5 protein-coding genes are annotated in these 12,212 nt (G+C 67.0%); 3 read left to right on the forward strand and 2 right to left on the reverse strand.

The window, feature by feature from the left end:
- The first annotated feature begins 172 nt into the window (after positions 1 to 172).
- Positions 173 to 877 (forward strand): hypothetical protein, encoded by a 705-nt coding sequence (locus A3M1_RS25355; protein ID WP_051087055.1) that lies wholly within the window; start codon positions 173 to 175, stop codon positions 875 to 877.
- A 58-nt stretch (positions 878 to 935) separates the two neighbouring features.
- On the opposite strand, the gene A3M1_RS0123795 is transcribed toward A3M1_RS25355, so the two are convergent.
- Both A3M1_RS0123795 and A3M1_RS25565 read right to left on the reverse strand, forming a co-directional pair.
- Positions 936 to 2,582 carry a serine hydrolase gene (locus A3M1_RS0123795; protein ID WP_018391497.1) on the reverse strand — a complete coding sequence of 549 codons (1,647 nt, stop codon included), beginning with the start codon at positions 2,580 to 2,582 and terminating at the stop codon, positions 936 to 938.
- A gap of 191 nt (positions 2,583 to 2,773) precedes the next feature.
- Entirely contained in the window at positions 2,774 to 4,471 is a 1,698-nt protein-coding gene (locus A3M1_RS25565; RefSeq protein ID WP_081621869.1) for a helix-turn-helix domain-containing protein, read from the reverse strand.
- Positions 4,472 to 5,281: 810 nt separating this feature from the next.
- On the opposite strand from A3M1_RS25565, the gene A3M1_RS0123805 reads away from it, so the two are divergent.
- Both A3M1_RS0123805 and A3M1_RS0123810 read left to right on the forward strand, forming a co-directional pair.
- A complete protein-coding gene (locus A3M1_RS0123805) occupies positions 5,282 to 10,978 on the forward strand; it encodes an autotransporter domain-containing protein (RefSeq protein WP_018391499.1) in 5,697 nt (1,898 codons plus the stop codon).
- A gap of 122 nt (positions 10,979 to 11,100) precedes the next feature.
- Complete coding sequence (locus tag A3M1_RS0123810) at positions 11,101 to 12,210, forward strand: LacI family DNA-binding transcriptional regulator (protein WP_018391500.1); 1,110 nt, start codon at positions 11,101 to 11,103, stop codon at positions 12,208 to 12,210.
- The last annotated feature ends 2 nt before the right edge of the window (positions 12,211 to 12,212 follow it).

Here is a 12,212-nt window from a genome sequence, read left to right on the forward strand (position 1 = left end):
CTTGCGTGCCGCCTCATTCCTCTCCAGCATCCGCCGCCCGCTATTCCGAATTGGCACTTTCCTAAGGTGACACCTATACGCATCGTATGATCTATTGTAAACGTCGAGTGAACGTTAAAATGTTCATTTTGCTTCAAAAAACCACGTCAAGAGATGAGTTTGGCGGTAAGTCATGGCTGATTTGATTAAGGTTTATGTCGGATACGACAGTCGCGAGGATATCGCGTGGCAGGTCGCCCGTCACTCTCTTCTTCGGCATGCCTCGGCCGACGTAAGTGTATTTCCGCTTAAGCAGAACACTTTACGTGAGCTTGGCCTCTATAGTCGACCACTTGACGCAACTGCCGCGACGGAGTTCTCACTTACACGGTTTCTCACTCCGTATCTGGCGGACCATGACGGGTGGTCGATCTTCTGCGATTGCGATTTCCTTTTTACCGACGACATCCACAAGCTATTCGAGGGGCTCGACCGATCGAAGGCCGTACATGTCGTTCAGCACGACTATGTGCCGGCGCAGGCGATCAAGATGGATGGCAAGGCGCAGGCCACCTACCCCCGCAAGAACTGGTCGTCCTTCATTCTGTTCAACGGCGCGCACCCGGCGGTGAAGGCGCTGACCCCGCAGGTCGTCAACACCCAGACCCCGGCCTTCCTGCACCGGCTGCAATGGGTCGAGGACAAGGATATCGGCGCGCTGCCGCTCACCTGGAACTTCCTCGAAGGCGAATACCCGAAGCCGGCACAGACGCCGAACGTGATCCATTATACCAATGGCGGGCCGTGGTTCGAGAACTGGCAGCATGTCGATTATGCCGATCTCTGGCTGGCCGAGAAGGCGCTCTATGAGGCCACGCTGACGCCGCCGTCGGCGTGACCGGGCCAGCGCGCCGGCGGGTGCCCGCATCCCTTCGCGGGCTCCAACCCTGGCGCGCTCACCGCGTCCATGTGGCGAGGCCCTCCGCGTCGAGATAGTCGATCCTCAGTTCGACGGCCTTGCCGGCCTTCACCACGAAGCGCACGGAAGACAGCGAGCCATAGGGCGCATTCTCGCTGCGCGGGGCGACCGCAAAGCTGTCCCCGTCCCAGTGGGTCAGCTTCATCGACAGCGCGCCGGGACCGAGCGCCAGCACCAGGCCGCCATGGCCCTGCGTGATCCGCGCCGGGCCGAAATAGGCATTCTCATAGGTGCCGACATAATCGGCCAGCGGGCGGGCCGCCGTCGGCGCCGCCGGCGCCGTCTGGCCCGCCAGATCGCCGGCCGGGTCGTTATATTCCATCAGCCGCGGATGGAACAACGCGTACCAGTCACGGGTCGGCGCGCCATACTGGACGATGTCCATGAAATGGCTGGCGATCGCCTCCGCTGCCCCCACCGGGGCGCCATTGGTCAGCACCACGATGGCGATGTCCGCGGAGGGTAGGAAGCGCACAAATGTGCCCGCCCCCGTGCCAAAGGCGCCGGAGTGCGACAGGTTCGGTCGGCCATCGGCATCCACCGAGACGTTGAAGCCGAAACCATAGAAGCTGGAGCGGGCGCCGATGGTCGGGGCCGGCGAGCTGAACGCCTGCGCCCGCAGCGCCGGCAGCAGCGCGGCGGGCGCGATCAATTCCCGCCCGTTGTGACGGCCATTGGCGAGCACCAGCTTCATCCATTTGGCGATGTCGGTCACGCTGGAGGACACGCCGCCGGCCGGCGACTGCGGGTCCGGGTCGCGGGTGTAGAGCGGCGTGAAGCGCCCGTCCTCCAGCGAATGCAGCACCGCCCTGTTCTCATGCTTCAGCAGGTCCTGATAGCGCGAGCTTGTTGCCGTCATGCCCAGCGGCCCGTAGAGCGCCTTTTGGGACAGGTCTTCCCATGACTGGCCCGAGGCGCGCGCCACCGCCTCGGCACCGGTGGTGAGGCTGAAATTGGAATAGGCGTAGGAGATGCGGAACGGCGCCAGCGGCAGCAGGCGCAGGCGCTCCAGGATAGCGGCGCGGTCGAAGCCGATATCTTCGAGCGTGTCCCCGCCCGCATGCGGCAGGCCGGAGCGATGGGAAAACAGGTCGCCCACGGTCACATTGGCGCTCACATAGGCGTCGTTAAGCGCGAAACCGGGCATGAGCCGCGCGATCTTGTCGTCCCATCTCACCACGCCGGCCGTCACCTGTGCGGCGACGACGGTGGCGGCGATCGGCTTGGACAGCGACGCCAGCTGGAAGACGGTGTCCGTGTCGATCACGGCCGGCTTGCCCAGTTCGCGAACGCCGAAGCCGCGCGCGAACACCGTCTTGTCGCCCTGCACCACCGCGATGGCCGCCCCCGGGAGACCGCTGCGCTTCAGCACGCTGTCGATCGCGGCGGGCAGATCCGCCAGCGCCCGCTCCGTTCCGCCCTCGGCGAGGGGGACGACGTCTTCCGGCGGGAACGCCCCAAGCGTCAGGGGGACGGTCTGCGTCAGCGGGACAGTCTGCGTCAGGGGGGCAGTCTGCCCCGGCGGGACGGTCTGCGCCTGCAGCGGCACCACCGTTGAACACAGCAAGAAGGCGGCGGCGAGCTTCAATGCCCTCCGGCAGGCAAACGAGACGAGAATGGCCATGACATCAGTCTCCAGGAATGTAGTCGCCTGCAAGTGGGGCGGTCACGCCAGCGGGTGAGGCCGCCGGCCAGGCGGTAAATGCCGTGGCATCGTCTCACTCAGGCGCGGCGGGCGCTCACGTCACCGCTAGCAGGCAATTGTTTGCGCACTATTTGAAAGGCGCATCGAAAAGCACTGCGGCGACAGCGCGCTCAACTCGTCGCCGCCAGGCCCGTTGCCATCCGCACAAAGGGTGGCACGACATCCCTGCCGTGCAGCGCGCTCACACGGCCGACAAGCTCGCGCAGGATGTTGGCGCGCGCCTGCGACGAGGTGAGATGGCGCACCGAGGTCATGTAGGTGTAGTCGATCGCGTTGCGAGCCCCCTCGCGACCGGCCGCGATCAGCACATCGGTGACGACCGCCGGCAGTTGCTGGCCGGCCGGCGTGACCAGCGCGGCGACCATCACGGCGAGATCCGGCGGCGAATGCGGGCTGTCGCAGGCGAACGCCGCCGCCCCCTTCAGCGCCTCGCCGTCGCCGGCCGCCAGCAACGCGATGCACTTCAGAACGCGCATGTGCAGTTCGAACTCGGAATCGGGGTCCGCCATCCCGATGCCGCGATCGAAGAAGGCCACCGCCGCGACGAACTCGCCGCGCGCCTGCCGCAGTTGCCCGAGCAGCGGCAAGGCGGCGGCAGAGTCGGACGTGCGGGCAAAGGCGCGCTCGGCAAGGTCCTCCGCCAGTTCCAGATGGCCGCGATCGACGAAATAGAGCAGCTTGGCGGCGGCCAGCATCAGCAGGGGATTGCTCTCGACAAGCGGCAGGCACTCAAGGGCGGTCGCCTCGATCTCGCTCTCCAGATCGTCGCGCTCGCCACGGCTGATGCCGGTGAAGGGATTGGTGAGCACGAGGCGTGCGAACAGATGCAGGCCCCATTGCAGCGCGATGTCGGCACTGGCCGGGTTCTGCTCCCGCGCCGTGCGTAGTTGCAGGCCCTTCTCCAGCCATTTCGGATTTGAGGCCGACAACAGGGTCGTTGCCTTGCGAAAGCGGATGTCGAGCGGTTGGTCGGTGGGCGTGCCCAGCCCTTCGGAGGCCTCGGCCAAGCTTCTCTGCAGCGCCTCGCTGATGCGTGTCGACGCGCGCTCGATCTCAGGCGGGAGCAACGTCGCGCCGGCGTCGCCCAATTCCAGACGAGACGCCCGGATGATGCGCCGTGAGGACATCTCCCGGAGAGAGGCGGTGCAGTCCAGGCGGCCGCCGCTCTCCTGAAGGCTGATCTGCAGCACGTAGCGCGCTCCCGCGCCCTCTTCGCTCCCGGCGACGATCACCGTCTGGCCCGCGCCGACCTTGGCTGCAATCGCGTCGCGCAATTGTCCGGCGATGAGCTCGGCGGGAGTGCCCAGTCCCTGGTCGCGCCGGGGAACGACAGGGACGACGGCCAGAAGGCTGAGGGCCGGTGCGAGACCCGTCCTGGCCGTCGCCGGCGGCGCTTGGGTGGCGATCCAGACATAGCCCTCGCCATACTGCGTGGCGATGTATTTAGGGGCTTTCGCGCTGTCGCCCAGCTTTGACCGCAGCCGATTGATGAGAAAATCGACGTTGCGGTCCGAGGTGTCGGAATCCGCCGACGCGACGACGTCGAGCAATTGGCTGCGCCGCATCAGGCGATGCGGGTTGCGGGACAGGGCCAGAAGCAGCGATCGCTCGCTGCGGGTGAAGCGTATCTGCTTGCCGTCGCGATGAGCAAACAGGCAGCTGTGATCCAGTATGACGTCGCCGAATACCAGGCCTTCTGTCTGCCGCATGCCGCGTCCCCCTGAACTCGCCCCCGCCTTCCCAGTCGGTGCGCCCGACCCGGCACGAGGAATACGTACGCCGCTCCGCTCGACGGTCGCGACGGGCATCGGACCTAACGAAAGGTAATAGGCCGTCTGCCATTAGCAGGCAAACAAATGCCGGATGCATGCAAGCGATCATCCCGATGTGCCGGCAAAGCAACAGCTCCATGGCCTACCCTCCGGCGTTCCCGCAACGCCCGAGGTCTCGCGCTCCAGACGGCCCGGACGGGCATATAATACCCCCGCCAATTTGTTCGCCCGTCTGGACGCTACATTTGCTCATATTTTCAAATAATCTGCAAACAATCGCCTGCTATTGCTGACCTGACGGTAGTCGCGCCGTCAGCTCCGAATAAACGTGCAGCAACCGACGAGTTTCGACATGGCCTGTGTCAGGCGGATACGGAGGGGATGGCACGACACGAGTAACGCTAGCCCGTTTTACACGGTTTCAAATTACCTCTTCTGATTGTGAATGCGGATCATCGGCCCTCGGTTTGAAGGGCCATCAAGGGCGGGAGCGGGGCATGATCGCGAAAAGCGGAAGGCGACCTTGGGTGGTCGTGGCCGTCGCCGCAAGCGGGCGGCATCACGCACAGGGCAGCGCGAACACGCCGCGTGCATGTCCGGCTCTGGTCCCGGCCCCGACCGCGGCGCATCCGGTGTAGCCGCTCGCGGACGCTCGCGCGCCGGCTTTGATCGCGAGATCGGTCTGAGGCGTCCGGCCGGATCGGTGGCGGCGCCGCAGCTCCTCACCCTCTCCATCCCTTCGACCGCGGGGCGCTGGCCCGCGCCGCGACAGCAGACCCGCGCCCTGCCGCTTCCGCAACAGGAAGCGCCGGGCCTCGTCTTTCACCGTTTCATGGGAATATGCCGATGTTCGTTCCTGTTGCCCCCGTCCGTCGCCACCCCCTGCGCGCGCAGGCCTGGCTCGGCCAGACGGGCCTCTCCTCGGGCGCAGCGCGCACGCTGCCCGCGCTGCTGATGGCCCTGGGGCTCGGCCTTGCCGCGACGCCGGCGCAGGCGGCCAATTTCAATGTCGCCAACGAGGCCCAGCTCGCCGACGCCGTTACCCGCGCGGCCAATGGCGACACGATCACCTTCACCGCCGATATCGAGCTGAGCGGCAAGGGCAAGGCCGGCGTCATCAAGACCAATGTCACCATCAACGGCAATGGCCACAAACTGCTGGGCAAGGAAGGGGCGAACGCCAACGGGCTTTATGTCCAGTCCGGCACGGTGACGATCCAGAATCTCGATCTGTCCAACCTGACCACCAAGGGGACAAGCGGCGGTAACGGCGGCGGTGGCGGCGGTGGCGGGGCGGGCACGGGCGCCGGACTTTTTGTCGGCGCGGCCGCGAATGTGACCCTCAGCAACGTGATCCTGAAGAACAACAGTGCCGTCGGCGGCAATGGCGGCGTTGGTGTCACGGATTATCGACACACCAACTCCCAGGGCGGCGGAGGCGGCGGCAGCGGCCCCAACGCGGGCGGCGGACAGACCTCCACGGGCGGCGCCGTTGGGCATGGCGGCCCCATCGGCGGCGGTGACGGCAATGGCGGGAACGGCCAGTGGGGCGCCGGCGGCGGCGGCAGTGGCAGTGTCGGATTCGCAAAAGGCGGCAATGGCGGCTTTGGCGGCGGCGGCGGCGGCTCCCTGGACAATAATATTGGCACCGGCGGATTTCTCGGCGGAAACGGCGGCGGCGGCAGGGCCGCCGGGGGCACCAGCGTCAACTGGTACAATGGCGGCGGCGGCGGCGGCGCCGGAATGGGCGGCGCCATCTTCGTTCAGGATGGCGGCCAGCTGTCCGTCACCGGCACGCTGACGATTGCGGACAACACGGTCGCGGGGGGGACGGGCGGCATCAGTACACCGGGCGCTAGCGGGAGCGGCGGCGCCGGTGGCAATGGCGGCGCCGCCGGCGCCGGCCTGTTCCTCGCCGGAAACGGCACGCTCAATCTGGCCCCGGCAGCGGGCGAAACGCAGACCATTGCCGACGCCATCACCGATCAGACAGGTCTTGGCGGCACCGGCGCCAATGCCGGCAGCTGGGGACTGGTGAAGACCGGCGCCGGCACCCTCACCCTCACCGGCGCCAACAGCTACACCGGCGGCACCACGGTGAGCGGCGGCGTGCTGCGCGGCAACGCAACGAGCCTCAAGGGCGGCATCGTCAACAATGCCAGCGTGGTGTTCGATCAGACGGCCGCCGGGACCTATGCCGGCAGCATGTCCGGCACCGGCGCGATGACGGTCACCGGGGGCAAGCTGACGCTCACCGGCGCCAGCACCTATACCGGCCTCACCTCGGTGACCGGCAACGGAACGGTCGAAGTCACCGCCGCCAACAACATCGCCGCGGCGAGCACTGTCGCTCTCAATAATGGCGCGCTGCTGCTTGGCAGCGGGGTCGGTCTCGCCAATGCGATCACGCTCACGAACCGGGGCAGCGTGGGTTCCAGCGGCGGCATCGCGACGCTCAGCGGCATCATCAGCGGCGCCGGCGCGCTGGACGTCAATGCCGGCACGGTCGCTCTGGCCGGCAGCAACACCTTCAGCGGCGGCCTGAACGTAACCGGCGGCGCGACGGCGCTGTTCACCGCCGATGCCAATCTCGGCGCCGCCGGTGGGGCCGTCACCGTGACAGAGGGCGGCCTGATCGGCGCGGCGGCGAATGCGGCGGCCAATTTCACCACCAACCGCGACCTGACCGTCACCGGCACCGGCGGCATTACTGGCGCGCAGCATGCCGTGAACTGGTCCGGCGCCATCGGCGGCACCGGGACGCTGGTCGTCAGCGGTGCCAATGTCGTCGAACTCAGCGGCACCAACACCTATTCCGGCGGAACCTCGATCCAGGGCGGCGCCCTGAAGGTGGACTCCGACGCACGGCTCGGCGATGCCGCCGGCACGCTGGCATTGTCCAACAATGGCCGCCTGCTGGCCTCGCAGTCCTTCACCACCGGGCGGGCCATCAATGTGGGGACGGGCGGGGGCGGCTTCGACCTCGGGGCGGGAACGACCCTCGGCCTGAGCGGCACGATCACCGGCGGCACTGTCAACCAGACAGGCCAGGGCACGCTCGTCGTCACCGGCGCGAACTCCCACGCCGGCTTCGCGAATTATGGCGGCACCCTGCAGGGCAATTCCTCCTCGCTCGGGCGCGGCATCCGGTTCGACAGCGACGCCGCGAACACGACGTCCCGCCAGGTGGTTTTCGATCAAGCCACGGACGGCACGTTCACCGGCACTATCGGCGGCACCGGCTCGACCCCGGGGCTTGGCAATGTCGTCAAAACCGGCGCCGGCACGCTCACCCTGATGGGCGATAGCAACTTCACGTCCCAGGTTGCGGGCACGGCGGAATTCTTGGTGCAGCAAGGCACCTTGCAGGGCAACAGCAAGAGCCTCGCGGGCAATATCGAGAACAATGCGGCGCTGATCTTCAATCAGTCCTTCGACGGCACCTATACGGGCGCGATCACCGGCACCGGCTCTGTCGCCGTCAGTGGCGGCGGCAAGCTCGCTTTGAGCGCAACCAGCACCATTGCGGGCGCCACCACGGTCACGGGCGGCGGCACCCTCGTCACCACCACCGCCAGCAATTTTGGCCCCTCGTCGACCCTCGGTCTTAACGGCGGCACGCTGATGCTTGGCACGGGGGCGACGGCGTTCAACAAGGCGATCACGATCACCGGCAGTGGCGGGCTCGCGGCAACGGGCGGCACCACCCCGAACAACGCTGTCGCGACGATGAGCGGCGTCATCAGTGGCTCCGGCCAGCTGGACGTCAACAGCAACACCGTCGTTCTGGCGGCGAACAACACCTTCACCGGCGGCCTGCGCGTCATCGGCAGCAACGCCCAGGCGCTCTTCACCACCGACGCCAATCTCGGCACGGCTGGACAGGCCATCACGCTGCAGAGTGGCGGCGTCGTCGGCACAACGGCCGATGCCGCGCCCAACCTGACGATGACCCGCAACCTCAACATCGTCGGCTCGGGCGGGCTCTCCTCCGCGCTCCATCCGCTGGTCTATGCCGGCACCATCAGCGGCAACGGCACCTTCATCAAGTCCGGCGGCGGTATCGTGAACCTCACCGGCACCAACAACGCCACGGGCGGCACGGCTGTGCGCGCCGGCACGCTGCAGGTCGCCTCCGACGCCAAGCTGGGTGCGGCGGGTGCGGGGCTGGAGCTTTCCGAGAATGGGCATCTCTGGGCGACCGAGAGCTTCACCATCGCCCGGGCGATCAAACTTGGCGGTGTTCCGGGCGGCGGCTTCCAGCTCGACAGCGGCACCACGCTTACCCTCACCGGCCCGATCAGCGGCACCATCCTCAGCCTGCTGGGCACCGGCACGCTCGTGCTCAACGGCACCAGCACCTATGCCGGCATCACCAACAGCGGCGGCACCATCATAGGCAACACCGACACGCTGAAGGGCAACATCATCTTCGACTACAACGCGAACAATACCAATGCCCGCTCGATCGTCTTCAACCAGGCAAGCGTCGGCGAAAGTACCTTCGCGGGCAACATCACCGGCCTCGGCACCGAAACGGGCTATGGCACCGTCGTAAAGACAGGCGTGGGCAACCTCGTCCTGACCGGCGAGACCAAGTTTGCCGGGCTGGCTGACGGCTACGCCTTCGATGTGCAGCAAGGTACTCTTGAGGGTTCAAGCAAGAACCTCGTCGGCAAGATCCATATCGCCGAAGGGGCGATGCTGACCTTCAAGGAGACTGTCGATGGGACCTATGCCGGCGGCCTTGAAGGCGACGGAGAGCTCGCCAAGAACGGCAAGGGGACGTTGACCCTCAATGGCACCAACAGCGCCCTTGGCGGCACCACGGTCAATACCGGTACCCTCGTCTTGAACGGAACGCTTAACACGGCCGGCGACGGCACCACTATCTATGGCACCCTTGCCCTGAAGGGCATCCTGAACAGCGCCGGCAACGGCACCAATATCGAATATGACGGCCTCCTCTCTGTGAATGGCACGCTGAACGGCGACGTGGTCGTCAACAAGGGTGGCACGCTTGAGGGAAGCAGCCGAATCAACGGCAAGGTCACCAACAATGGTGGCAAGATAAATCCCGGCAACTCCATCGGCCACATCACTATCAACGGCGATTTCGAATTCGACGATGGCGAGATGGTGGTGGAGGTGAATGCCGAAGGCGAGAGCGACCGCGTCATCGTCATCGGTGCCGGCCATACGGCAACCATCAAGGCCGGCACCCTCAGCGTCATAATGGAGCCCGGCGACTACACGCCCGGCACCATCTATACCATCGTCACCGCCGAGGGCGGCGGCACGGCGCATTTCGACTCGATCACCGGCGGCACCGCCTTCCTTTCCCCCGAATTGTTTTCGGATCCGCAGAACCTCTACCTCACCCTCGATTTCGCAGCCGACGCCTTCCGCTCCGCCGGTGTTACGGCCAACCAGCAGGCGGTGGGCAGCGTGCTCGATCTGGTGGCGGCCAGCGGCACCGCTGCCGGCCTCATCAATGCGCTCGCCAATGTGCCTGTCGGCTCCGGCGCCGCCGCGCTGCAGCAGCTGAGCGGTCAGCCCTATGCCGACTTCGCCACGGTGAACATGCGGGCCAGCCAGCTGTTCATGAACACGGTGGGCCGCCAGATGGCGAATGATCGCGGCGCGGCCTTTGGCGGCGTGCAGAGCGTCGCCCTCGATGCGCCCGGCCTCGACGGGCAGTCCCGCTTCAGCGGCTGGGTCAGCGGCATCGGCACCACCGGCAGCGTCGACGGCAATGGCAACGCCGCCGATCTCTCCTATGCGCTGGGCGGCACCGCCTTCGGCATCGGCTACCGGGTCGATCCGCGCGTGCAGATCGGCATCGCCGGCGCCTATGTCGGCGGCTCGCAGTCGGTCGACGGCTTCATGGGCGATGGCGATACGCAGGCGGGCAGCGTCGCCCTGCATGGCTCCTTCGCGGAGGGCCCGCTCTATGTCGACGGTTTGCTTGGCTACGCCTATGCCAGCAATGAGCTGGAGCGCAAGATCGCGGTGCCCGGCGTGTTCGGCATCGCCAATGGCGCCTCCTCCTCCAACCAGTTCCTCGGCCAGATCGAAACCGGCTACCGCTTCCCGATCGACGCCAGCTCCACCAGCGCGATCACGCCGTTCGGCCGGCTGCAGGTGGTGAGCGTCAACCAGGGCGGCTTCAGCGAAACCGGCTTCAGCGATTTCAACCTGACCGCGAGCGGGCAGACGCTGACCTCGGTACGCACCACGCTGGGCGCCGATTTCAGCACCCGGCTGGATATCGGTGGCATCGCGACGGAGCTGCGCGCGCGGTTCGGCTGGGTGCACGAGTTCGGCGACGCCACCCGCCCGTTCACCGCCGCCTTCTCCGCCGCGCCCTGGGCGTCGTTCACCGTGTACGGAGCGCCGGAGTCGCGCGACAGCGCCCTCATCGGCATCGGGGCGCAGGCGCAGATCATGGAGAACGCCACGCTGTTCGCCAGCTATGACGCGGAACTCGGCAGCGGCAGCGACAACCATCAGCTCTGGGGCGGCATCCGCTTCTCCTGGTGAGTCCGAGTGCGTGTGAGGGGGGTGCCGGCAACGGTGCCCCCCTCCGCGCGTCAAAACGCCATTGACACCGAATGAAACCGGTTTCATTCTCACCATGAAACCGGTTTCATCAGTGAGAAAACGTGACCAACACGCCCGCACATCGGCCTGCTCCCACCATCCGCCTCGTCGCGCGTGAAGCCGGCGTGTCGCAGGCGACGGTGTCGCGGGCCTTTTCCCAGCCGGAACTGCTGACGCCGGCGACGGTGGAGAAGGTGCTCGGCACGGCCCGGCGCCTCGGCTATGTGCCCAATCAGGTGGCGCGGGCGCTCTCGACCGGGCGCGCGGGCAACATCGCGCTGATCCTGCCCGATGTGGCCAATCCGTTCTTCTCCGCGCTGATGCGCGGCGCGCAGGCGCAGGCCTATAAGCGCGGCTACGCCACCTTCCTCGGCGATTCCGACGAAACCGCGCATCTGGAGGACGTGCTGCTCGGCAAGCTCGCCGCGCAGGTGGATGGCTTCGTGCTCGCCTCCCCCCGCCTCGACGAGCCGCTCATCCGCAAGCATGCCGCGCGCAAGCCGGTGGTGGTGATCAATCGCGACCTTGAGGGGATCAGCCGCGTGCTGGTCGACACCGGCCCGGGCTTCACCGCCGCCGTCGCGCTTCTGGCCGGGCTCGGCCACCGGGCGATCGCCTATGTTGGGGCGCCGCGCTCGTCATGGTCGAGCCAGCAGCGCGCGCGTGCCGTCGCGGCCGCCGGCGCCGCCCATGGGCTCAGCGTGGTGCAGATCGACGCCGGAAGGCCGAGCCATGAGGCGGGGCGCGACTGCGTGTCCGGCCTGCTGGACGCCGGCGTCACCGCCGCGCTGGCGGTCGACGATGTGGTGGCGCAGGGCATCATGGCCGGGCTCGCCGAGCGCGGCCTGTCGGTGCCCGGCGATTTCAGCGTGGTCGGCTGCGACGACATCATCGCCGCCACCACCTACCCCCCGCTCACCAGCGTCAACGCGCGCTGCGCCATCGCCGGCGCCAACGCCGTCGACCTGCTGCTCAACGGCTTCGCCAATCCCGCGCCGCCAACCGACCGCCACGTCATAACAGGCGAGCTCGTCATTCGCAGTTCCACCGGCCCGGCCCCCGCGCAACCGCCGGCTCACGCCCACGCGCCGGCCCAAACGATCCGTGCGTCGCGCCGGCCCTCGGCCAAGGCCAGGGCGCCGGCCGAGCCCGATCCGTCCAGCAGGAAGTGACC

Origin of the sequence: Ancylobacter sp. FA202, assembly GCF_000380205.1 — a bacterium.
Classification (GTDB): Bacteria; Pseudomonadota; Alphaproteobacteria; order Rhizobiales; family Xanthobacteraceae; genus Ancylobacter.

Excerpts from the sequence above, each read along its gene's own strand:
- A3M1_RS25355 (WP_051087055.1), top strand. The coding sequence starts at position 173 with ATGGCTGATTTGATTAAGGTTTATGTCGGATACGACAGTCGCGAGGAT.
- A3M1_RS0123795 (WP_018391497.1), bottom strand. The coding sequence starts at position 2,582 with ATGGCCATTCTCGTCTCGTTTGCCTGCCGGAGGGCATTGAAGCTCGCC.
- A3M1_RS25565 (WP_081621869.1), bottom strand. The coding sequence starts at position 4,471 with ATGCCCGTCGCGACCGTCGAGCGGAGCGGCGTACGTATTCCTCGTGCC.
- A3M1_RS0123805 (WP_018391499.1), top strand. The coding sequence starts at position 5,282 with ATGTTCGTTCCTGTTGCCCCCGTCCGTCGCCACCCCCTGCGCGCGCAG.